A 23,509-nucleotide genomic window follows, 5' to 3' on the forward strand; every position below is an offset into this window, starting at 1 on the left:
TTACGCGCTGCAGCTCATCGGCTCCCACTCACGGGACGCCATGCTGGACTTCGCGCGCCGCGAGCCATTGCCGTCCGAAGTCTACTATCGCGAGGAGAGCTACCAGGGCCGCCCCTGGTTCGTCCTGATCCATAGCCTGCACGCCCGCCGCGATGACGCCGTGGCGGCGATCTCCAAGCTCCCGAGCGAGCTGGCGACCCTTGATCTGTGGATTCGGGACTTGCCTCCCGAGACGGAGCTCGGTGTCTTGAGCCGCGGGCGCTAGACATGTCCGGAGCGGCGAGAGCAGGCTTCCAATGCCGCCCAGTCCTTGGCGCCTTTGGGACACGAGCAGCGTCTCAGCCTGGTTCGGCCGTCCCCTCGCCACCGGCAGAACCTTCGGTTTGCAGATGAGCGGCGGCAAGCGCGCGCACCCGTGCAATCAGGGCATGCATCCCGGCACGGCGGCTGGGGCTCAATGCCGATTCGATCCCGAGGGGCGCGAAAAAGGCCTTGGCGTCCGTGGCGAGGATCTCGGCCGGCGTCTTGTCCCGAAAGGGTATGAGCAGCAGGGCGACCAGACCGCGCACCAGCGGCGTCTCGGCATCCGCCTCCAGCTCGAGACGCGGTGGCTGGTCATCGGTGAGATGGGCGGCAAGCCAGGCGCGGGTGTTACACCCCTTGACCCGATTGGCCTCGGTCTTTTGCCCGGCAGCCATCGCGGGCAGCGCGCATCCCAGGTCGCCGATGAGCTGATAACGGTCCTCCCAGTCGGGCAGCAACGCAAAGGCCTCGAGGATCTCGTCCTGGGTCATGATCGGGTTGGTCTCCGCTGACTCGGTCTAAAACAGATGGGAAGGTTCGAAGGCTGCCCTGAGCGTACCACGCGGTTGACGAGCGAATCGCGGCGTCGACCTTGACTTTCAAGCCCGCGGGTCCGGATTCGAAAGACTGGCCGCCTGCAACGAGTCAGACGTATGTACATCCTACTTCTCAGCATTCACGGCTTGATTCGCGGACACGACCTCGAGCTCGGCCGCGACGCGGACACGGGCGGCCAGACCAAGTATGTCGTCGATCTCGCGCGGGCGCTCGGCGAGCGGGATGACGTCTCCCAGGTCGACCTCGTCACACGCCGGGTGATCGATCCGGCGGTGAGCCCGGACTATGGCGAGCCGGTCGAGGGATTGAGCGGCAAGGTGCGCATCGTCAGGATCGATGCGGGACCGGAGGGCTATATCCCGAAGGAGCAACTCTGGGATCACCTCGACGGGTTCGTCGACAGCCTGGCCGCCTACCTGCATGATCAGGGTCGGTGGCCGAACCTCGTCCATAGCCACTACGCCGACGCCGGCTATGTCGGCGTCAGGCTCTCGAATCTGGCGGGCGTGCCTCTGGTCCACACCGGCCACTCACTCGGGCGGGACAAACGTCAGCGACTCATCGCGGCGGGGCTGGACGGCGAGCAGATCGACGCACGCTATAACATGGTGCGCCGGATCGACGCCGAGGAAACGGTGCTCGGCACCGCGGAGCTGGTGATCACCAGCACCCACAACGAGATCGACCAGCAGTACGCCCTCTACGACTACTATCGGCCGGAACGCATGGTCGTCATCCCGCCGGGGACCGACCTGGTCCAGTTTCACCCGCCCGCCGCTGACGAACCGCCCGTCCCCTTCCTCGAGGAAGTGGATCGCTTCCTGGACGACCCGGACAAGTCCCTCATCCTGGCGCTCTCACGCGCCGATCATCGCAAGAACATCGTCGCACTGGTCGAGGCATACGGGGAATCTCCGGAGCTCCAGTCTCTGGCCAATCTCCTGATCGTTGCCGGCAACCGGGACGACATCCGGGATCTCGACGAGGGTGCGCGCACCGTCCTGACGGATGTGCTGCTCACCATCGACGCCTACGACCTCTACGGGCGGGTCGCGGCGCCCAAGCATCATCGCGCCGACGACGTGCCCGACATCTATCGTCTGGCCGCCCAACGGGACGGAGTCTTCATCAACCCGGCCCTCACCGAGCCGTTTGGGCTGACACTCCTGGAGGCGGCCGCGAGTGGTCTTCCCCTGGTGGCGACGGAGAACGGCGGCCCGGTCGACATCATCGGCAACTGCCGCAACGGGCTGCTGGTCGACCCATTGGATCGGACGGCGATGGCCGCCGCACTGATTCGCATCCTGAGCGATCCCGATTACCGCTCGGAGCTGGTCCGCAACGGTCTGGCCGGGGTCCGCGACCGTTACTCCTGGCAAGCCCATGCCGAGACCTATCGTAAGCGGGTTGCGCCACTCACCAAGCGCACCGAGCCGATACCGGATACCCCGCCCGTGCGGCGGCGCCTGATCTATCGCGATCGGGCCCTCTTCACCGATCTGGATCAGAGTCTGCTCGGCGACGCCGAGGGAGTCCGGCTGTTCACCGAGATGGTGCGGGCCAACAAGCGCTGCTCAAACTTCGGTATTGCGACGGGCCGAAGGCTGGATTCGCTCCTGACCGAGCTCAAACGGCACGGCATCCCGGTGCCCGATGTCATGATCACGAGCCTCGGGACCGAGATCCATTACAGCGCCGCCTTGGTGGTCGACGACTTCTGGAGCGAGCACGTCGACCACCTCTGGAAACCGCATGCCGTGCGTCGCGCCCTCGAGGATGTGCCCGGGCTGGTCCCGCAGGGCAAATCCGAGCAGAGCCGATTCAAGATCGCCTATCATTACGATCCGGGGGTGGCGCCGCCAGTCGATGAGATCACCACCCTGCTGCGCACCCGTGAGCTGACCGTGAACGTCATCCACGCCTTCGGCCAGTTCCTCGACATCGTCCCGATCCGGGCCAGCAAGGGCCAGGCACTGCGCTATGTCGCGCACCGCTTCGGTATCCCGCTCGAGCACATCCTGGTGGCCGGCGGCTCGGGGGCAGACGAAGACATGATGCGGGGCAATACCCTGGCCGTCGTCGTCGCCAACCGCCACGGCGAGGAGCTTTCTCAGCTGGTGGAGATGGACAACATCTACTTCGCGCGCGAGGCCCATGCACTGGGGATCCTGGAGGCCGTCAAACATTACGACTTCTTCGGCGCCTGCGCCGTCCCCAATTCCGAACCCGATTCCGCATGAGCCGACCGCTGTTACTCTGTACCGATCTCGACCGGACCCTGATCCCGAACGGAGCAGAGCCGGAATCGCCTGACGCGCGCCCGCGCTTTCGGCGTTTCGTCGCCACGCCGGGCGTCACCCTCGTCTACGTGACGGGTCGCCACCAGGCTCTGGTGCAACAGGCCATCGCGCAGTATGACCTGCCCGAACCCCATGTCGTCATCGGGGACGTCGGGACCAGCATCTTCATGGTCACGCCTGAGGGGTGGAGCCGGCTCCCGGACTGGTCGGATGAGATCGGCCGCGACTGGGACGACGTCGGCCCGGGTCAGCTTGCCGGGCTGTTCGCAGACATCAGCGCGCTGCGTCTGCAGGAAGCCGAGAAACAGGCACCGTTCAAACTCAGCTATTACGCTCCCATCGGCACGGACGCAGGCGCGTTGAAGGCAGAGATGACGAGCCGCCTGACCGATCGCGGGGTGCGGGCCAGCCTGATCTGGAGTGTCGACGAGGCTGCGGGCGTCGGGCTGCTGGATGTGCTGCCGAGCGGCGCGACCAAGTATCACGCCGTGGACTTTCTCATGCGGCGTCTGGGTCACGACGAATCCACGACCGTGTTCGCCGGGGACAGCGGCAACGACCTCGAGGTGCTGGTCAGCGCGATCCCCTCCGTCCTGGTCGCCAATGGCCACCCCGAGGTGCGCGAGCAGGCGCTGCGAATGGCGCAGGCGAGCGGACAAGCGGCACGGCTCTACTGCGCGCGCGGCGGCTGGTCGGGGATGAACGGAAACTACAGCGCCGGTATCCTGGAGGGAGTGGCCCACTTCCGGCCCGACCTCGGCCCGTCACTGGACCCAGCGTCAGGTTAGACTCCGGCCGACTGAGCGGCAGCAGATCGCACGCCCTCCCTCTCGTGCCACGCGGGCCGCCGACCGACGCGATGTTTGGCGCCCCTGCGCAGGGGCAGACGCCTTCACGGCCCCAGGGCCCCACGACCGCCTGGCCCCGACGAGAAACGGAACCGACCCATGTTGAAACCGCCAACCAAGCAGCCTCGCGTCGATATCTTCGGAGAAGTCCTGTTCGACTGCTTTCCGGACGGTCGACGCGTGCTCGGCGGAGCCCCCTTCAATGTCGCCTGGCACCTGAGCGCCTTCGGCGCCTCACCGCGCCTGATCAGTGCCGTCGGAGACGACCCGGAGGGCGCACAGGTCCGCCGCGCGATGGCTGATTGGGGGATGGATACCAGCGGTCTTCAAACCGACCCGGATCACCCCACCGGGGAGGTCCGGGTCACGCTCGCCAGAGGGGAGCCGAGCTACGAGATCATCCCCGATCGCGCCTTCGACCACATCGGCCCCATCGACCCAGGTCCGCCGGGCGCCCTGCTCTATCATGGGACCCTCGCGCTGCGCCGACCGCTCTCGGCGGCGACCCTGCGGGAATTGAAGGCCGCAGGGCCCGGCATGCGCTTCCTCGATGTCAATCTGCGCGATCCCTGGTGGTCGCTGGACGAGACGCTTGCGCTGCTCCGGGGCGCCGACTGGGTCAAGCTCAACCGCAGCGAGCTCCTGCTCCTCGCGGGTACGCATGGGACCGACGCTGCGGGCCTCGCCGAGCAGGCGTCAGCCTTCCTCGCCGAGCATGCGCTCACCGGACTGGTCGTCACCCTCGGCGGGGACGGCGCCCTGGCGATCCGAGGCGATGAGGAGCCGGTCCGTGTCGCCCCCGGACCCGCACTCCCGGTCAAGGACACGGTCGGCGCGGGCGATGCCTTCGCGTCTGTCCTGATCCTCGGGCTGATCCATGGATGGCCGCTCGCCACCACCTTGGAACGTGCACAGGCCTTCGCCTCGCGCATCGTCGAGCAACAGGGCGCGACGGCACAGGATCCCGCGCTCTACCGCCCCTTTGTCGATCGATGGGGCATCGCCACCACACCGGACGTGAGCGGATCTTGAGCGGGTTTGGTCGCGCAAGCGCCTTAGTCGATGCCCCGCTGACCACGTCCTTGCCGAACCGATGGAGTTTCGATGTACGAACAGGTTTCGCATGCCCTGCTCAACGACATCCTGGACGAATTCAGCCGTGAGATCTACCGCGAGGATCTGCGGCATTTCTACACCCGACTGGGCGCCAACTTCTACGCCATCCACTCGCTCTTTTTCCATCTCTACGGTCATCGGGAGGACTTCAAGACCCAGATGATCCATCTCACGGAGCGCCTGGCGCGGGCCTATATCGAGCGCCCGGCCGAGCTCAAACAGCTCGACATGGCACGCGAGGAGGACCACAACTGGTTCCTGCACCAGCAATGGGTGGGCATGGCGCTCTACTCGGACGGCTTCGCAGGGAATCTGCAGGGGCTGCACGAGCGCCTGCCCTACCTGCAGGAGCTCGGCGTCAACATGGTCCACGTGATGCCGATCCTCAAATGCCCGAAAGGCGCGAGCGACGGCGGCTATGCGATCAGCGACTTCCGCGACATCGACCCGCGCGCCGGCAGCGTCGAAGACGTCTGCAACCTGGCCGACTCCATGCGGCGGCGCGGGATGCTGCTCACACTCGATGTGGTGGTCAACCACACCTCGGACGAGCACGAATGGGCGCAACGCGCCCGCGCCGGCGATCCCGAGTACCAGAGCTTCTATTACTGCTTCCCCAATCGCGACGTCCCCGACATGTTCGAGGCGACCATGCCCGAGATCTTCCCCGAGACCGCCCCCGGCAATTTCACCTGGGACGAGGCGATGGGCAGGTGGGTGATGACGGTCTTCAACCACTACCAATGGGACCTGAATTACGCCAATCCCTCGGTCTTCATCGAGATGGTCGACATCATCCTCTTCTGGGCCAATCAAGGGGCGGATATCGTGCGTCTGGACGCGGTCGCCTTTCTCTGGAAGAAGATCGGGACCAGTTGTCAGAACGAGCGCGAGGCGCACCTGATCCTGCAGTTGATGAAGGACTGCTGCCAGGTCACGGCTCCGGGCGTGCTCTTTATCGCCGAGGCGATCGTGGCCCCCTCCGAGATCATCAAGTATTTCGGCGAGGATGCGGTGATCGCCAAGGAGTGCGAGATCGCCTACAACGCGACCTTTATGGCATTGCTGTGGGATGCGGTGGCGACCAAGAACGCCAAGCTCCTGAATCAAGGGATCAAGAGCCTGCCGAACAAACTGGATCGCGCGACCTGGCTCAACTATCTGCGCTGTCACGACGACATCGGGCTCGGCTTCGATGACGCGGACATCCGCGCCTGCGACTACGATCCCTATGCCCACCGCCATTTCCTGGTCGACTGGTTCACCGGCGCCTATGAGGGCTCGCCGGCCCGCGGCCGCCCGTTCGGCGTCAATCTCAAGACCGGGGACGCCCGGATCGCGGGTGCCTTGGCCTCGCTTGCGGGGCTGGAGGCAGCCCTGGAGGCCGAGGACGAGCACGCGATCGGACAGGTCATCGACCTGATCCTCACCCTGCACGCCATGATCCTGTCATTCGGCGGCATCCCGCTGATCTGGTACGGCGACGAGATCGGCACGCTCAACGACAACTCGTTTCTCGAGGACAGCAACAAGGCAGGCGATACCCGCTGGATCCACCGGCCGCGCATCGACTGGTTGCGCGCCGAGCGCCGCAACGAGACCGGGACGGTGGAGCGGCGGCTCTTCGAGGGACTGAAGCACCTCATCGCGGTGCGCAAGGAAACGCCCGCCTTTGCCGACTTCAACAACCGCGAGCTGATCGACGTCGAGAACCCGCACCTCTTCGTCTTTCTGCGCACCCATCCAAGCCTCGCGGCCAACTCGGTCCTGGTCGCGGCCAACTTCGACGGCACGCCCCAGTATCTGGACCTCGACAACCTGGGGAGACGCGGCCTCTTTCGCTACGGCCAGATCACCGACCTGGCCTCGGGCGAGTCTCCGGCCATGTTCAACAACCGTGTCGTGATCCCGCCCTACCATTTTTGCTGGCTGTCGAACCAGCGACCGGGCGCGCTCTTCGACGACACCTTCGGCGCCAGCCCCTATCGCGGGCATCCGTGATCGCTGTCGGCAGCCGCGCGCCGGGTCAGCGCGGCTGATCCTCAAAGAACGGACAGCCCCGCCCAGCTGAGGTCGACCTGCCGTTTGGCCGACGAGAGGGTATCATTACCGGTCTGTCAGACGCAGAGTCCCGGTCCCTCGCCCCATGAGCCATCCCAGCCGATCCGGAGCCGCCATCTTCTTCGATGTCTTGTCCGACCTGGGGGTCGACTATGTCTTCGGCCATACCGGCGGCGCGGTGATTCCATTGCACGTCGAGCTCAACCGACGGATGCGCCGGCGCGTCCGGGCGCCGCGCTTCATCCTGTGTCGTCAGGAGGGCGGCGCCGGCCACGCCGCGGAGGGGTATGCGCGGGTCAGCGGTCGGGTCGGCGTGGCGCTTGCCACGTCCGGACCGGGGGCGACCAACCTCGCCACGCCCATCGCCGATGCCTACAAGGACTCGCTGCCGACGCTCTTCATCACGGGTCAGGTGCCGAGCGGCGCGATCGGGACCGACGCCTTCCAGGAGGTCGACACCGTCGGCCTGACCCGCCCCATCTCCAAGCACAACTATCTGGTCAAGGACGTCCGGGACTTGGAGTGGGTGCTGCGTGAGGCACACGCGCTGGCCACGCGCGGGCGCCCGGGGCCGGTGGTGGTCGACATCTGCAAGGACGTCCAGCTGGCCGAGACGGGCCAGCCGAACACGCCTCGGGCCCGCCATCGCGAGCCGATCGCCTTCGACCCGGCCAAGGCGGACGCCATCCTTGCCGCGCTCGCCGCCGCCGAGCGACCGGTTGTGAAGGCCGGCGGCGGGATTATCCACGCCAATGCGGCGCCGGCCCTGCGGGCCTTCGCCGAGCGCTTCGCCGTTCCGGTGACCACCACCTTCAATGCGCTCGGCACGCTTCCCTTCGAGCTTCCGCTGAATCTCGGCATGCCGGGCATGCACGGCACCATCCCGGCCAACTATGCATTGCGCGACGCGGATCTGATCCTGTCCCTGGGCGGGCGGTTCGACGACCGGGTCGCGGTCCGTGGGTTCGCCACTGGGAAGCGCATCGCGCACGTGGATATCGATCCGTCCGAGATCGACAAGACGATTCCGACCAACCTGCATCTGGTCGCCGAGCTGGGGGATTTTTTCGAGCACGCGTTGAGCCACGGCCGCGGGGCCGACCATCCGGACTGGCTCGCCCAGATCGCGCGCTGGCGCGAGCGGATGCCCAAGCCCTATGGACGCTCCGAGCACATCAAGCCCCAGGCGGTTGTGGAGGCGCTCTCGGAGCTGACCGAGGGTAACGCGACCCTGGTCACTGGCGTCGGCCAGCATCAGATGTGGGCGGCTCAGTATTATCGCTTCCAGCGGCCGCGGCAGTGGGTCAGCTCGGGCGGACTCGGGACCATGGGGTTCGGGCTGCCCGCCGCGATCGGCGCCTGGTTTGCCGACCCCGCCCACCCCCTGCTCCTGATCGACGGCGACGGCAGCTTCCAGATGAACATCCAGGAGCTCGGAACCCTGGTAGCCAATCGGATCCCGCTGAAGATCTTCGTCCTCAACAATAGCTTCCTGGGCATGGTCCGGCAGTGGGAGGACATGATGGACCAGGGCCACCACTACGAGACCTGCCTCGCCCGCAACGCGAGCTGCGATCCAGACTGCATCGACCTGGACCAGAGCTGTCGGCGTCAGATCCCAAATCTGACCGGCCTGAAGTATGTTTATCCGCGCCTCAGGACCCAACGCATCAAACATCCCGCGGACCTCCGCGAGGGGGTCGCCCGTGCCCTCGCCGAGCCCGGCCCGGTGTTGGTGGATGTTTGGATCGACAAGGCCGAGAACGTCATCCCCATGGTGCGCCCGGGTCACAGCCTCGCACAGATGATCGAATCCTGATCCCGCATCAGCCGACCCGCTGCAGATTCATCTCGCATCAGTCAGAAGGAGACCACGATGCCTGCTCAACACTGGCGCTCCGTGCCACGCACGGCCGCAACCGATACCATCTACGGACTGGCGCTCAGCCCGGACGGGCAGCGTCTGGCCACCGCGAGCTGGGACAGCCTGGTCAAGATCTGGGACGTCGCCGCGGGGCGCGCCGAGCACCAGCTCGCCGGTCATCAGGGGCGCGTCTACACGGTACGCTTCCACCCGGCCGGAAACCGGATCGCCTCCGGCGGAACGGATACCACCGTGCGTCTGTGGGACGTCAGCAGCGGTGCGGCACTCTGGAGTCAGAGCGGGCACAGCAGTCTGGTCTACAGCGTCGACTTCCAGCCCCAGGGGGGGCTGCTGGCCTCCGGGAGCGAGGACGGCACCATCTGCATCTGGCAGGTCGCCGACGGCATGCTGGTCCGGACCATCGAGGGACACCCCCAGTACGTCCAGGGTGTCGTCTTCTCCCCCGACGGCACACGGCTGGTCTCCGGAAGCCGGGACTGCACCATGGCAGTCTGGGACGTCGCCTCCGGCGAGGAGCTGACACGCATCGACGTCATCAACAACGGCATCAACAGTACCCAGTTCAGCCCGGACGGCAGCCGACTCCTGCTCAGCAACGTCGACGGCTCGGTCGGTCTCTGGGATCTGGAGAACGGCAATCAGATCAGGGAGATGGAGGGACACACCTACCCCGCCTGGAGTGCGATCTTCAGCCCCGACGGCAAGCGCATCGCCTCAGGCAGCGCGGACAAGACCATCGTCCTCTGGGACGCCGCAAGCGGCGCCGAGTTGGCGCGCCTGACCGGACACCAGAAGGATGTCTACTGCATCGCCTTCAGCCCCGACGGACGCTGGCTCTTTTCCGGCAGCGTCGATAGGCAGATCCGCGCCTGGAGCCTGGACGGCCAGGATCCGCGATGGGAGACGCTGAGCGCGGCCTGGGAGGCCGCGGAAGCGGAGGACACACGCGCCGCCGCCGAGGCGGCAATCGCTCACGCCGCGCAGACGCCTCAACAGGGACCTGCGCCGGGTCTTTTCGGGCGTCTGTTCGGCGGTAAGCGCTGAGACGGAGGGGTCGCGACCGGCGAATCGGGGGCCGGATAGCGGGTCGCCAGGTTGTCGCCAAAGAAGACGGGGGCTGCAAGCATTGGATCGACGAATCTTCTAACTTGACAGAATTCATCGGGGAACCCTTGCCCTGCTGCGGCGATGCGCACAAGGTAGGTCGAGGCAGGGCTTCCGGCGCTCACTGCCTCCTGCGACCGGCCACCAAGCCGCACGGTCTGCGGCCTGGATCATCCGCTGCCGCGGGCGATCGCGCGCTGGCGTATGAGGACTGGAGCCGGGGCAACAGCGCATACCTCGGATAGACCCAGACGCCCACTGAGACAGCCCTCGCCGAGCAAGGGCTGGGGAGACCCGAGACCATGACAGAACGCGTGGACGTGGGCGGACTGAAGGTCGCCCGACCCCTTTACGACCTGCTTCGCAACGAGGTCCTCCCAGGCACCGGGATCACAGCCGACGCCCTCTTGCAGGCCTTCGGCGAGATGGTGCGTGAGCTTGCACCGCGGCACCGTGAGCTGTTGGCAAAGCGCGACGAGATGCAGACCAGCATCGACGCGTGGCATCTCAAGCAGCGCGGACGCGCCCCCGACCTGGGGGCCTATCGTGCCTTCTTGTCGGACATCGGTTATTTGGTTACCGAAGGACCCGACTTCACCGTCACCACGGCGGATGTCGACGCGGAGATCGCCCACCTCGCCGGCCCGCAGCTCGTGGTCCCCGTGAGCAACGCCCGCTACGCCCTCAACGCCGCCAATGCCCGCTGGGGCAGTCTCTACGACGCACTCTACGGAACCGACGCCATCCCAGACAACGGCGGCTTAGAGCGCGGTACCGTCTACAACGCCAGACGCGGCGCCGAGGTCATCGCACGCGCTGCCGCCGTTCTCGATCAGGCCGCACCGCTCAACCGGGGGTCACACGGCGAATCCTGCGGCTATCGTATCGAGGACGGCCAACTGGTCGTCTGTCTGCACGACAACCGTCAGACCATGCTGAGCGAGCCAAGCCGGTTCGTCGGCTACCGCGGAACCCCGGATCAACCCGAGGCCATCCTGCTGGTCAACCACGGGCTGCACATCGAGATCCGCATCGATCGCGATCATCCGGTCGGTCGCGCCAGCCCGGCCGGTGTCGCCGACGTGGTGCTGGAATCGGCCGTCACCAGTATCCAGGATTGTGAGGACTCGGTCGCCGCCGTCGACACCGAGGACAAGGTCGCGGTCTATCGTAACTGGCTGGGTCTCATGAAGGGCGATCTGACCGCCCGTTTCCAGAAGGGCGGCAGGGTCGTCGAGCGCGCCTTGGAACCCGACCGGATCTACCGCACCCCGCGAGGCGGCACCCTCACCCTGCCCGGACGTGCGGTCATGCTGGTGCGCAACGTCGGCCACCTGATGTCGACGGATGCGGTGCTCGACGCCGCTGGCGAGGCGGTCCCGGAGGGGATGCTCGACGGCCTCATCACCGTCGCCTGCGCCCTGCACGACATCCATCCGAGCTATGGGGCCTTCCGCAACTCACGCGCCGGAAGCATTTACATCGTCAAGCCGAAGATGCATGGGCCCGACGAGGTCCGGCTCGCCGTCGACCTCTTCGCGCGTCTCGAGGATGCCCTCGGTCTCGCCCGCAACAGGCTCAAGATCGGCATCATGGACGAGGAGTGCCGCACGACCCTGAACCTCAAGGAATGCATCCGAGTGGCCCGCGAGCGGGTGATCTTCATCAACACCGGATTCCTGGACCGCACCGGTGACGAGATCCACACCGGCATGGAGGCCGGGGCGATGCTGCGTAAGGCGGACATGAAGACCGCGCCCTGGCTGCTCGCATACGAGGACTGGAACGTCGACGTCGGGCTCGCCTGCGGGCTGCCCGGACATGCCCAGATCGGCAAAGGCATGTGGACCATGCCCGACGAGATGCATGCGATGCTCGCCACCAAGGCCAACCATCCCAAGGCCGGTGCGAGCTGCGCCTGGGTCCCCTCTCCGACGGCGGCAACACTACACGCGCTGCACTACCATGAGGTCGACGTGGCCGCGGTTCAGGCCGAGATCGCTTCCGCCGGACCCCGTGCCAGTCGGGACGCCATCCTGCAGATCCCGCTGGACCCCCAATGCGCCTGGAGCCCGGCGGAGATCCAACGGGAGCTTGACAACAACTGCCAGGGGATCCTGGGCTATGTGGTCCGCTGGGTCGACCAAGGGGTCGGCTGCTCCAAGGTGCCTGATATCGGCAACGTGGGTCTAATGGAAGACCGAGCGACCCTGCGGATCTCCAGTCAACACGTGGCGAACTGGCTCCACCATGGCATTGTCTCCCCGGAGCAGGTGATGGAGACACTCCGGCGCATGGCCGCGGTTGTCGATGCGCAGAACGCCGGCGACCCCTTCTATCGCCCCATGGCCCCGGGGTTCGACGGGATCGCCTTCCAAGCTGCGGCTGACCTCGTCTTCAAGGGACGCGACGCGCCCAACGGCTACACCGAGCCCACGCTGCATGCAATGCGCAGGCGGGTCAAGGCCCTCCAGCAGACATGAAAGCGCCCGAATCTCATAATCTGCAACTCCGTTGACCTGGATTAGGTTGCATCCCCGGGATTTCGGTTCATCATTACCGGGAATTGCATTGACAATTGTCTATTCGGACCGAGGGCCGGTCCGACTGGAGACGCACACGGAACCGGAGCCAAAGGACAGGCGCGATGACCACCAAGCCGTATCAGACCACCTAGCGGGTGGAGGAGCGATGTATGTCCACCATGCAGATCGCCGGACGGAAGTTCGAGCTCAACAAGCAAGGCCATCTCGCCGATTTCGGTGACTGGGACCCCACGGTCGCCAAGGCGTTGGCCGAAGATGAAGGCATCAATCTGACCGAGTGCCACTGGGCGGTCATCAACTTCCTGCGCGAATACTACGCGACCCATGAGATCCCGCCTTCCCCGCGTGTCGTGATCAAGACGATCGGGGGTCATGTCTCCCCGCATGTCCCTTGTACCCGGAAGCACCTGGAGGGACTGTTCCCGAACGGCGGCTGCAAACAGGCCTGCCGTTTGGCGGGACTGCCGAGATACTACTGCCATTCCTGTTGACCCGGGCGTCGGGTGGATGGCGCTCGACCGACAGGCCTCGCTCTCCATGGCAACCCGGCCCCGCGGGGCCGGGCTCGGAGCCTTCGTGAGGCACTGTCGACCGTCGCAAAGGCGCGCGCTTGCTGCTGAACGCCCGGTGCCCGCGCTGCGATCAGATCGGAACAGGTAACCGCCCATAGAGCCGACTGAGCACCCGCAGGCGATCGGCCGCGGCATCCGTGAGCATGTCATCACGATAACGCCAGACCCAATTGCCCTCGGACGTTCCCGGCCGGTTCATGCATGCCTCCGGCCCCAGCCCCAAGACATCCTGCATCGGAAACAGCGCGAGCGCCGCGACCGACGCGAGCGCGCCACGAATGAAATCCCAGTGCACCTCGGTGCCGTCGCTGTTGAGATAGAGCCGGGCGTTGTGCTGGGTCGCAGGGTCGCGCAGCGACCACCAGCCGAGCAGCGTGTTGTTGTCATGGGTGCCCGTATAGACGACCAGGCGCCGACGATGATTGTGGGGCAGAAAAGAGGAGCGGCCAAACCCGCCCGCGGTGTCCTCGAATCCGAATTGCAGGACCGCCATTCCGGGAAGCTTAAGCTGGTCGCGCAGGGTCTCGACGTCCTGGGTGATGACGCCCAAGTCTTCGGCGATCAGCGGCAGGTCATCGCCGAGCGCCGCGCGCAAGGCGTCGAAGAGCGCCATCCCCGGCCCCGGCACCCAACGACCGTTGATGGCGGTCTCCTCGTGGGCTGGGATCTCCCAGTAGCCGGCGAATCCCCGGAAGTGGTCGATCCGCACGTAATCCACCAGCTCCAGCACCCTGCGCAGACGCTGCACCCAGAAACGGTAGCCGTCTGCCGCCAAACTCGGCCAATCATAGAGTGGATTGCCCCAGCGCTGCCCGGTGGCGCTGAAATAGTCCGGGGGGACACCGGCGACGACTGTCGGATGACCCGCTTCATCGAGCTGGAACCACTCCCGATGCGTCCACACCTCACTCGAATCGTGGGCGACGAAGATCGGCATATCACCGATCAGACGGACGCCGTGGCTGTTGGCATAGGCACGGAGGGCGGACCATTGCTTGAAGAAGAGATACTGGATCAGGTGCTGGGCCTCCAGCTCACCTGCGTGCGCCGCGCCCCAACGCGCCAGTGTATCCGGATCCCGTCGCGCATACTCGGCGCGCCATTCGGTCCAGGGGCGATAGCCATGGTGAACCTTGAGCGCATGATAGAGGGCGAAGTCATCCAGCCAGTCCGCATGCGTCTCGCGGAACCGCGCATAGTCCTCGCGATCGGCGTCGCCTGCACGCTCATGAAACGCCTTCACCGCCCGCGACAGAAGCCTGCGCTTCCAAGGAAGCACGGCACCGAAATCCACATCGTCGTTCGAAAATCTCGATGAGCTCAGATCATCCGGATCGATCCATCCGTCCTGGAGCAGGAGCTCGGGACTGATCAGCAGAGGATTTCCGGCGAAGGCAGAGGTGCACTGATACGGTGATTCGCCATATCCGGTCGGACCGAGCGGCAGCATCTGCCACAACCCCTGCCCCGCTGCCGCGAGAAAATCCACGAAACGACGGGCAGAAGGCCCGAGATCGCCGATGCCGAACCGGCCGGGCAGCGATGTCGGGTGAAGCAGAATGCCGCTGGTGCGGTGCATGCCTGGACTCCAGTTCGGGTCGGGGGCCTAAACCCGGAAGTCTACCCAAAGCGGATCCGAAAAGCCGCGCCGGCTCGGAAAAAATCGCGGACCAATACCTTCCCCCGCCCGCTTCCTGCTCCAGGCGTCTACCTCCGGATCGGTGAGCTGCGCGATGCACCTCACAGAGCAACCGATCCTTGCCGGTCCGGAGCGCGTGTTGGTCAGACCATCAACGATGGTTGGGATACGGTCTTTGCAAGCTCGAAGGCTGTGGCGCTTGCCCAGGGGCACAGGTATGCGAGCAAGGGAGAAGACAGCGCACGGCACGGACGAGACCGCGCCGACACACCTGTGGGCCTTCACCCGCCGGGCGCCGCACCGCAGGCGCCCGGCGTAAAGGCCTTACAGCATCAACCGATCGATGACATGAACGATGCCGTTATTGGCCACGATCGACTGGGTCACGGTCGCATCAGCAACCTTCAGGTGGCCCTCCACACCGACCTGGAGCGGATGACCGGCGAGGGTGGTGGCCGTGCGCCCCTGCATCATGTCGGTCGCACTGAGACGACCGGGGACGACATGCGCCGCAATCACGTCCCGCAGTGCAGCCGGATCGGTCATGAGGGCATCCAAACGCTCTTGCGGCAGACGGGCGAACGCATCGTTGCTGGGGGCGAAGACCGTATACGGACCGTCGCCCCGAAGCATTGCCTCGGCACCTGCAACCTTGATCGCCGACTGCAGCTGACTGAAGATCGCCGCTCCGCCAGTGATGTCGGCGAGGCTCTTGTCGACGCCGTAGCCGGGTGTGCGGGTACTGTCGTAACCGGCGAACGGATCGGACGGCTTGGCGTTGACGAGGCCGGCACGCGCGCGCTCCATCGTCTCTTCGCCCGCGTACCTGCTTCCGAAAGACAAGGCCGTGAGTGGACCGAGGGTGATCGCCAGACCGAGGGCGATGGTCAGAGGGCTCATGCCGGGTGCTCTCTCGTTGCTCATCTTCAGGTTCCTCCGAGTCAAGACAGAATGGACAAGGGCCGATATCATGGCCGAGCGATTGCCGGTTGCCTCATGCCGAGGCATTTTCCGACCTGCGCACTCAGGAATTTGGGCAGTCCGGCAGGACTCAAGCAAACCACTGTGCGAAACAGGGTCATTCGACTCATGAAGCGGTTCTCGTTCCCCCGCCAAGATTCCCGCGGGCCGCTGGGACCGAGATCGAGAGGGCGAAAGGGCGCGACCTGCAGCGTCGACTCGACACCCTGCAAGCGGTGCTGACGACGCATTGAACCGGGATCGATCAGACGCAACCTGGACGGTCGCGGAGAGAGCAAGGCGCCTCCGATGTCGGGACGGGGGCAGACCCGGTGCAGTCTGAGCGCACCGGCGCGAACGGAACGACCGGGTCTCGGGCCTGCGCGGAAACCGAAACTGCGCGTCAGGGGTATCGGCGTGACAGGCTGTGCGATGCCGTCACACTGATGCGTGAACGATGAATAGATCTCAAACAAGAGAGGGGTAACTGATGTCCAGCGGGGCAATCAAGGGTCTAGAGGTGCTGCTCATTGCCGGCGTCGTTGTCTGGTTCGCCTACTCGCAGCTGAGCGCGCTGAATCGAGCGAAACAGACCAGCGACAAGGAGGAGGAGACCGCGGAGGGTCAACGCGAGAGGTAGCTCTGCACGGCGTCCTTCAGGGTGTTGAACGTGCGCCTGAGCTCGGCCAGAGTCGCCGTCAGCTCGGGGGAGTCCTGCATGTCGTGCGAAACTCGGCGAATCGTCTCGGCATGCTGACGTTTCCACGCCGCGATCCGATCGCTTAGACGCTTCAGCGCCTCGTCCGCCCCCACGTCCCGGTTCGACTCGCCATAGCCGAACTGGTAGTCGACGATGTCCTCGGTGATCTCGCCTTTGAAAAGGCGGTACAACTCCACTTGGATGCACTTGGCGCTGTAGCTGAACCGCCCATCCTTCTCCAGGCGTCGCACACTCATGCGAATGGACGTCGATTGAAGCAGGTGCAGCGGAGCATAGCGGGCAGCCCGCTTGACGAAATCGTGATCCTCCGCGAGACGAAGCTGCTCGTCGAACCCGCCGACGCGATCGAACAGCGTGTGATCGACGAAGATGGCAAATCCGCCGGCATGCGGATCACTCTTCAGGCTCAGCCTGACATAGAGATTGGCGAGCTCGAAGAGCAGCTGATCCAGAGGACGATCCGAGTCCGGCTCGAACGAACAGGTCGCGAGCCGGATCCCTTCCGCCGTCATTTCCCCGAGCGCCTTCGCGAGAAAGTCTGGAGGCGGCATCACATCGGCATCGAGGAAGAACAGCCACTCACCGCGCGCCAGCGCAGCACCCCTGTTGCGTCCGACCGCGGGCATCCCACCGTCGGTCAGGACCACGCCGCGTGACTTGCAGATCTCGCGGGTGCCATCGCTGGAGCCGGCATCGGCCACCACGACCTCGAAATCACGGAAGGTCTGTCGATCAAGCCGGTCCAGCAGCCCGGGCAAGAGCTTCGACTCGTTCAAGGCGGGAATGATGACGCTTGCCTTCATGTCGCCGGACCCCTCAGATGGTGCTCTTCGATGAGATCCAGCGACTCATCGAGCGTCGTGGCCAACAGTGATCGATACATGGCCTCGGAGAGCTCGAAACCGTCGCTCCGGCAGACCGACGCGTACCAGTGCGCACTCAGCTTGGGTGTACGCCTCAGGCTTCGGTAGTCGACATGAATCAAGCCAAAACGTTTGGACAGACCCAGTGCCCACTCGAAATTGTCCAACAGACTCCAGACGAAATAGCCGTGCACATCGCTGCCTGCGTCCAACGCCTTGCGCAACATCACGAGATACGCTGCCAGATAGTCACGCCGTTGCTGGTCGCGAACACGGCCGTCTGCTTCCACCCGGTCGGCAAAGGCGGCACCGTTCTCGGTGATATAAACCGTCGGATTGTCGTAACGCTCCCGCAACCAGGTCAGGGTATCGAAGAAGCTGCGCGGATAGATCTCCCAGTCCATGTCGGTGTGCAGGGCGGCGGGATCGGAACTCCGTGCTAGGCGAAAACCCAGCCAGGGCAGCCAGCTTCGCTCGATGATGATGTGTGAATAGTGGTTGACGCCGACAAAATCGACCGGTTGCCCAATGAGATCCAGGTCGCCAGACTGCAGTGTCCAGTTGAAGACCGAGAGGAGGCGCTGGACTGGTCGGGGATACCGCCCTTTCAGGATGGGGTCGGCGAAAAGCCGGTTTACCAGGGCATCGATGCGCTCAGCCCGGCGTTGGTCGGATCGGGTCCGGGGAATGACCGGAAACAGGTTGAGCGCAGGTCCCACCTTGGCGTTGGGCACGAGGGCGCGGAGACGTTCGAGTGCGGCACCATGCGCAAGGAGGAGATGGTGGGCGACCCGAAAGGCCCCCAACGGCCGATGCTGGCCGGGCGCATGGTCGCCGGACACGTAGCCGGCCACCGTAACCGTGAGCGGCTCATTGATCGTAACCCAATGGCTCACCCGGTCGCCGAGGCGTCGCGCCACGACCTCGGCGTAGTCGGCAAAGCGCCAGACGGTGTCGCGCGCATCCCAGCCGCCGCGTTGCTGCTCGAACCAGGGCAGGTCCCAATGGTACAGGGTGACGAACGGCCGGATGCCACGCTCGAGCAGCCCGTCGACCAGGCGGCTGTAGAAATCGAGACCGTCCGGATTCACGCCCCGGTCGGGGGCGGAAATCACCCGTGGCCAGGATACCGAGAATCGATAAGCGCCAAGCCCGAGATCGGCCATCAACGCCAGGTCTTCCGGGTAGCGCCGATAATGATCGCAGGCAACCCGGGCATCGCTGCCGTCGCGTATCCGCCCGGGGCGGGCAGTGAAGCGATCCCAGATCGACTCAGCCTTACCGTCCGCACTCGGCGACCCCTCGATCTGGAAGGCCGCGGTCGCCGCACCCCAGATCAGATGCTCGGGAAACTCGATTCGCATGATCACTCAACTCGGTGATATCGGCTCACCCGCCCGCCGTGGCGCGCGCGATTCGCGCCCGGGCGAAACCTCGGCCCGCGGGTTTCCCCGGGCAACGCCGATGCGGGCCGTACGAGGCTTAGATCAGGGGACAACCGACGGGGTTCATGGTAGCTTGAGCCCTCGTCGAGCGAGGAGGCCCGGGCATCTTCGCCCGGATGACAACCGTAGCCGAGGCGCCCGTCGAGTCGATGGGCCGGTGAGCTCGCTGCCGTGCGGCGCCCCTTCATGCGGCCAGCTCGGCGTCGCCCTGAGCCAGGAGAATCCGCAATGCGAAGACTCGTGAAAACCGTGGCACTGCTATTCTGGATCGTCACGCCGGCCACCGCTGATGATACGTTCAGCGAGCAGGAAATCGTCGCAAGGGTCGAGGGATTCTTCGGCCAGGGGGCCGAGCAGATCGCGCTGGTCGTCCAGAAGATATTCAAGGACCAGGGCGAGCCGAACGCCTATATCGCCGGCGAAGAGGTTGCAGGCGCACTCGCCGTCGGGCTGCGCTATGGCCGCGGCACCCTGAACCTGAAATATGAACCGGAACGACCCGTCTACTGGCAGGGTCCTTCGATCGGTTTCGACATCGGCTTCAATGCATCGAAGGTCTTCATCCTCGTCTATCGGCTACCCGCTGCCGAGGCACTCTATCAGCGCTTCCCCGGGGTCGAGGGTAGCCTCTATTTCGTGGGCGGCGTCGGCGCGAACTACCTCCAGTCGGGTGATGTGGTCCTGGCGCCGATCCGCTTCGGGGCGGGTTGGCGCCAAGGCGTGAGCGCCGGCTACATGGACTTCACGGACAGGGCACACATCAACCCCTTCTGAGGCACCCAAACACATCCCCAAGCATGGACCCCTTCGAAGAACCCGCTGACCTCGCGGACCTGACCGCACGCATCGGCCGTATTCATCTGCGCCAGCGGCTGGGGCTGGAAGGAGACCATGAGGTCTTCGTGCTGCGCCGCCCGGGCGCGCATTTTTTCTACCCGGAGAATTGGTACTCTGTCCACGGTGTGATTCGCGCCTGTCTGCGTCTGAGCGGGCTCTACAATCGCGCCCAACGCAATGCCCGAAGCATCCGGGTCAGGCATCACCCAGTCGTCATCCCGGATTTGCCCTCTGCCTTCAACGGCTATCGCATCCTGCACCTCAGCGACCTGCATGTCGACATGGAGAGGCGAAATACCCACGCCATCAGCGAGCAGGTGCGCGAGCTGAAATACGACCTATGCGTGCTCACCGGAGACTATCGTGCCCGCACCTTCGGGCCCATTGATCAGGTGCTGGCGGGGATGGCGACCATCCGTCTCCAGCTGCAGGAGCCCATCTACGGCGTCCTGGGCAACCATGACACGCTGCGCCTGGTGCCCGGCCTGGAGAAATTGGGTATCCGGCTGCTGTTGAACGAGGCCATCGTCATCGAGCGTGCCGGCCAGTCGCTCCACCTGGCAGGCGTCGACGACGCACACTACTACCAGGTTCACAATATCGAACGCGCCTCCACCGCGATCCCGGACGATGCCGTCTCCATCCTCCTCTCCCACACCCCGGAGATCTATCGACTGGCCGCGCACGCGGGCTTCAACCTGATGCTCAGCGGCCATACCCATGGCGGGCAGATCTGCCTGCCCGGCGGCATCCCGATCGTCTGGGACGCCCGCTGCCCCCGTGCCATGGCAGCAGGCCCGTGGAGATACGCGGACCTGATCGGCTACACCTCGGTCGGCGCGGGGACTTCCGTGGTCAACGCGCGGCTCAACTGCCCGCCCGAGATCACCGTCCACGAGCTGCGTACGGGCTGACACCACAAGAGGCCAGCCGAGACCGCGCCCCGGCGGGGGTGAGCAACACTAAGGTTGGCGCCATTTACGGACCGATCGACGCGAAGCCAGGCACGCCGCGGAGCGCACCCTCCCGGCAAGCGGCGTCAAGACAAGATCGATCAGCACAAACCCAAGAACGACGATCGCCGCCTGGCCGGCCGACAGCTCGATACTCGTTTGCACGGCGAGCACCGGCATGAGGGCCTCGGGGAGCTGATCCAGGAACATCACGTTGTCGCTGGGTTGGCGGCCGATGCGCCGCTTCAGAAAGCTCGCGGTCATATCCCCAAGCATCGCGGCGATCGCCGCGACCAGTCCAACCAGCCATGGGAGACCCAGTACGGACGCAAGCAGCGGCGTGGTGAGGACAGCCGCACCGAGCCCACGCCAGGTCTTGGATGCCCCAAGCAGGGGACGACCGTCGAGAAAACACCGCGCGCCATCCAGGGGCCAGTCGAAGCGATGGCCAAAGACCAGACGCGCCAATACCGGAGCGGCGTTGGCCCAGACCACCAGCAACAGCATCTGCAGGGTCGACGTCATCCCGGCACTGTGGGGTGTCGAGGGATCGACCGACGGTTGATGCTGCCGCCCCGCCCCTTAAACGTGCTGACCGACGTCGACTGGCTCGGCACCCTCTAGCAAGATCGCAAATTGCGCACCGTCCACCCTGACCAGATTCTCGTGGTCCCCGCATTCAAAGTAGACCTCCGGCAACCCCAGAAGGCTCCGATCCACGACTGTCCGGAGCTCATAGGCCGCGCCGATCGGCGGCACCGCGCCCGGCTCGCAGTCCGGGAAGAGCTCGGCCAGCTCGTCCTCCGTCGCAAGCCCCGCGGGCTCACCAAGATACGTATGGACTCGCCCGAGATGCACATGATAGTCGGAGGGTACGACCACCAGCAGGGAGTGTCCCCCGTGACTCAACACGACCCCTTTCGCCAAACGGTCGCCCGGAACATGTGCCGCCTGCGCGGTATCCATGCTCGATCCGGTGTGCGGATGACGCACCAGGGAATATTCCACGCATTGTTCCTTGAGATAGGACTCGAGCCGACTTGAGATGGACATGATGACCTCCGCGCGGTTTGCCCATAACCAAGTCTAGACCCTGTGGCGATGGATCTACAGGGGTAAGCCCCAAGCCCACCCGAACACCCGCAGAGCGCTTCAGGCCTTCAGTTGGGCGTTCAGATGGGGCCGGAGAAGATCGAGCATCGCGCGGTGCACCTTGAGATTTCCGGCGACCAGATTACCGGTCTCGAGATAACGCTTACCGCCTCCCAAGTCGGACACGGTGCCGCCGGCCTCCATGATCAAGAGGGCGCCCGCCGCACAGTCCCACTGCGACAGACCGAGCTCCCAGAAGCCATCGGTGCGCCCGGCGGCGACGTACGCGAGATCCAGCGCCGCCGATCCCGGACGGCGTAGCCCGGCGGTGGCGAGGGTCATATCCTTGAACATGCCCAGGTAGGTGTCGATGTGGCGCAGATTCCGGAAAGGGAAACCGGTACCGATTAAGGCCCCGTCGAGCGACGGGCGCTTGCCGACACGCACCTTGCGATCGTTCAGTTGCGCGCCCTGGCCACGCGCGGCGCTGAACAGCTCCTCACGCAACGGATCGTAGACCACGCCGCATTCGAGCTGCCCCTTGTATCGGAGAGCGATCGAAACGGAAAACTGGGGAAAGCCGTGCAGGTAATTGGTGGTCCCGTCCAATGGGTCAATGACCCATTGGTAGTCGCCCCGGCCTTGTGCGCCGCTCTCCTCGGCAAGGATCGCATGATCGGGAAACCGCGCCCGCAGCTCTTGGATGATGAGCGCCTCGGCATGGCGGTCGATCTCGCTGACGAAATCGTTGCGGCTCTTGGACTCGACCCTGAGGGTGTCGACGCGATCCACATAGCGCAAGAGCAGCTTGCCAGCGCTGCGTGCGGCGCGAATCGCGATGTTGAGACTCGGATGCATAGCGCGAACGATACCCGATGCGCACCACCGATCAAAGATTGACAATCTAATGATTTTCTGAAGAACTTGCATGGCATGACAGAGCAGCCGACAGCCGCGCTCGCGCGCATTCGCTTCGTCCTGGTCGAGCCCAGCCTCAGCGGGAACGTGGGTGCCGCAGCCCGCGCGATGAAGACCATGGGACTCTCTCGCCTGGAGTTGGTCGCGCCGAGGCAAGCCCCGGATGCCGATGCCCTGGCCCGTGCCTGCGGTGCGGACGATCTGCTGCAGCGCGCCGGGATACATGTCGATCTCGCCGGGGCGATCGTGGGCTGCCGCCTCGTGATCGGCGCGAGTGCACGCCTCCGGACCCTCGATTGGCCAGTCCTGGAGCCGCCAGACTGCGCACGGCGACTGCTCATGGAGGCAGCCGAAGGGGATGTCGCCTTGCTGTTGGGGCGAGAGAGCTCAGGGCTGACCAATGCCGAGCTGTCGCGCTGCCAGTATCTGGCCCACATTCCGACCGAGCCGGGCTTCAGCTCACTCAACCTGGCCGCCGCCGCCCAGGTCTTTGCGTACGAGATTCGGCGCTGCTGGCGCGAGGACCGGCGTGAACAGCCGGCCGAGCCAGGCAGGACTGTCGCCACAGCGGACGAGCTCGAGGGCCTGCATCGGCACCTGGAGGAGACCCTCCGGGAGATCGGCTTCGGTGACCCGGATCACTCGAAGAAGCTTCTGTTGCGTCTGCGCCGACTCCTTAATCGCGCGCGACCCGATCAGGTCGAGATCAACATCCTGCGGGGCATCCTCAGTGCGGCACAGGGACGCAAGGCAGACAGGCGGCGGGCGAATCCGGCAGAATGACAGGG

Annotated in this window: 21 protein-coding genes; 13 read left to right on the forward strand and 8 right to left on the reverse strand. The window is 65.1% G+C overall.

Going from position 1 to position 23,509, the window contains the following annotated elements:
• A partial coding sequence (locus LJE61_RS14120; protein ID WP_296918737.1) for an SPOR domain-containing protein occupies positions 1 to 265 on the forward strand: 265 nt, incomplete at its 5' end.
• Between the two features lie 73 nt (positions 266 to 338).
• Here LJE61_RS14120 and LJE61_RS14125 read toward each other — a convergent pair.
• A complete protein-coding gene (locus LJE61_RS14125) occupies positions 339 to 794 on the reverse strand; it encodes a SufE family protein (RefSeq protein WP_296909884.1) in 456 nt (151 codons plus the stop codon).
• 162 nt (positions 795 to 956) lie between these two features.
• Here LJE61_RS14125 and LJE61_RS14130 point away from each other — a divergent pair, with 162 nt between their 5' ends.
• The 8 genes from LJE61_RS14130 (at position 957) to LJE61_RS14165 (ending at position 13,212) form a co-directional block, all read left to right on the forward strand.
• The gene (locus LJE61_RS14130) at positions 957 to 3,101 is read left to right on the forward strand and encodes an HAD-IIB family hydrolase (protein WP_296918739.1); all 2,145 of its coding nucleotides are present in this window, start codon (positions 957 to 959) and stop codon (positions 3,099 to 3,101) included.
• On the forward strand, positions 3,098 to 3,949 hold the full coding sequence (locus LJE61_RS14135; protein WP_296909888.1) for an HAD-IIB family hydrolase: 852 nt from the start codon (positions 3,098 to 3,100) through the stop codon (positions 3,947 to 3,949). The genes LJE61_RS14130 and LJE61_RS14135 overlap by 4 nt, the downstream gene beginning before the upstream one ends.
• Before the next feature lie 159 nt (positions 3,950 to 4,108).
• Positions 4,109 to 5,041, forward strand: a complete 933-nt coding sequence (locus LJE61_RS14140; protein WP_296909890.1) for a carbohydrate kinase family protein — start codon at positions 4,109 to 4,111, stop codon at positions 5,039 to 5,041.
• Positions 5,042 to 5,113: 72 nt separating this feature from the next.
• A complete protein-coding gene (locus tag LJE61_RS14145; protein ID WP_296909891.1) occupies positions 5,114 to 7,126 on the forward strand; it encodes an amylosucrase in 2,013 nt (670 codons plus the stop codon).
• Positions 7,127 to 7,271: 145 nt separating this feature from the next.
• Positions 7,272 to 9,005 (forward strand): biosynthetic-type acetolactate synthase large subunit, encoded by a 1,734-nt coding sequence (gene ilvB / locus LJE61_RS14150; protein WP_296909892.1) that lies wholly within the window; start codon positions 7,272 to 7,274, stop codon positions 9,003 to 9,005.
• A gap of 57 nt (positions 9,006 to 9,062) precedes the next feature.
• Positions 9,063 to 10,115: a WD40 repeat domain-containing protein gene (locus tag LJE61_RS14155; protein WP_296909894.1), complete on the forward strand. Its 1,053-nt coding sequence runs from the start codon at positions 9,063 to 9,065 to the stop codon at positions 10,113 to 10,115.
• Positions 10,116 to 10,477: 362 nt separating this feature from the next.
• Positions 10,478 to 12,658 carry a malate synthase G gene (locus LJE61_RS14160; protein WP_296909896.1) on the forward strand — a complete coding sequence of 727 codons (2,181 nt, stop codon included), beginning with the start codon at positions 10,478 to 10,480 and terminating at the stop codon, positions 12,656 to 12,658.
• Positions 12,659 to 12,870: 212 nt separating this feature from the next.
• A complete protein-coding gene (locus tag LJE61_RS14165; protein ID WP_296909898.1) occupies positions 12,871 to 13,212 on the forward strand; it encodes a TusE/DsrC/DsvC family sulfur relay protein in 342 nt (113 codons plus the stop codon).
• A gap of 151 nt (positions 13,213 to 13,363) precedes the next feature.
• Here LJE61_RS14165 and malQ read toward each other — a convergent pair whose 3' ends face one another.
• Both malQ and LJE61_RS14175 read right to left on the reverse strand, forming a co-directional pair.
• Positions 13,364 to 14,872 carry a 4-alpha-glucanotransferase gene (gene malQ / locus LJE61_RS14170; protein WP_296909900.1) on the reverse strand — a complete coding sequence of 503 codons (1,509 nt, stop codon included), beginning with the start codon at positions 14,870 to 14,872 and terminating at the stop codon, positions 13,364 to 13,366.
• Between the two features lie 384 nt (positions 14,873 to 15,256).
• Entirely contained in the window at positions 15,257 to 15,856 is a 600-nt protein-coding gene (locus tag LJE61_RS14175; RefSeq protein WP_296909902.1) for a fasciclin domain-containing protein, read from the reverse strand.
• Between the two features lie 526 nt (positions 15,857 to 16,382).
• Between LJE61_RS14175 and LJE61_RS14180 the strand changes: the two genes are divergently transcribed.
• Positions 16,383 to 16,532, forward strand: a complete 150-nt coding sequence (locus tag LJE61_RS14180) for a hypothetical protein (RefSeq protein WP_296909903.1) — start codon at positions 16,383 to 16,385, stop codon at positions 16,530 to 16,532.
• On the opposite strand, the gene LJE61_RS14185 is transcribed toward LJE61_RS14180, so the two are convergent.
• Both LJE61_RS14185 and LJE61_RS14190 read right to left on the reverse strand, forming a co-directional pair.
• A complete protein-coding gene (locus tag LJE61_RS14185) occupies positions 16,517 to 17,416 on the reverse strand; it encodes a glycosyltransferase (protein WP_296909904.1) in 900 nt (299 codons plus the stop codon). The two genes, LJE61_RS14180 and LJE61_RS14185, sit on opposite strands and share 16 nt — an antisense overlap.
• Positions 17,413 to 18,840, reverse strand: a complete 1,428-nt coding sequence (locus LJE61_RS14190) for a GH1 family beta-glucosidase (RefSeq protein WP_296909905.1) — start codon at positions 18,838 to 18,840, stop codon at positions 17,413 to 17,415. Before LJE61_RS14190 ends, LJE61_RS14185 begins: the two co-directional genes overlap by 4 nt.
• Positions 18,841 to 19,149: 309 nt before the next feature.
• On the opposite strand from LJE61_RS14190, the gene LJE61_RS14195 reads away from it, so the two are divergent.
• Entirely contained in the window at positions 19,150 to 19,695 is a 546-nt protein-coding gene (locus LJE61_RS14195) for a DUF1134 domain-containing protein (RefSeq protein ID WP_296909907.1), read from the forward strand.
• A 23-nt stretch (positions 19,696 to 19,718) separates the two neighbouring features.
• Complete coding sequence (locus LJE61_RS14200; RefSeq protein ID WP_296909909.1) at positions 19,719 to 20,672, forward strand: metallophosphoesterase; 954 nt, start codon at positions 19,719 to 19,721, stop codon at positions 20,670 to 20,672.
• A gap of 48 nt (positions 20,673 to 20,720) precedes the next feature.
• Here LJE61_RS14200 and LJE61_RS14205 read toward each other — a convergent pair whose 3' ends face one another.
• The 3 genes from LJE61_RS14205 to LJE61_RS14215 form a co-directional block, all read right to left on the reverse strand.
• Positions 20,721 to 21,236 (reverse strand): CDP-archaeol synthase, encoded by a 516-nt coding sequence (locus LJE61_RS14205; RefSeq protein ID WP_296909911.1) that lies wholly within the window; start codon positions 21,234 to 21,236, stop codon positions 20,721 to 20,723.
• 57 nt (positions 21,237 to 21,293) lie between these two features.
• The gene (locus LJE61_RS14210; protein ID WP_296909913.1) at positions 21,294 to 21,764 is read right to left on the reverse strand and encodes an aminoacyl-tRNA deacylase; all 471 of its coding nucleotides are present in this window, start codon (positions 21,762 to 21,764) and stop codon (positions 21,294 to 21,296) included.
• Positions 21,765 to 21,863: 99 nt separating this feature from the next.
• A complete protein-coding gene (locus LJE61_RS14215) occupies positions 21,864 to 22,661 on the reverse strand; it encodes an inositol monophosphatase family protein (protein ID WP_296909914.1) in 798 nt (265 codons plus the stop codon).
• 75 nt (positions 22,662 to 22,736) lie between these two features.
• On the opposite strand from LJE61_RS14215, the gene LJE61_RS14220 reads away from it, so the two are divergent.
• The gene (locus LJE61_RS14220) at positions 22,737 to 23,504 is read left to right on the forward strand and encodes an RNA methyltransferase (protein WP_296909915.1); all 768 of its coding nucleotides are present in this window, start codon (positions 22,737 to 22,739) and stop codon (positions 23,502 to 23,504) included.
• Positions 23,505 to 23,509: the final 5 nt, after the last annotated feature.

It is taken from the genome of Thiocapsa sp., assembly GCF_022340925.1.
Lineage (GTDB): Bacteria > Pseudomonadota > Gammaproteobacteria > Chromatiales > Chromatiaceae > Thiocapsa.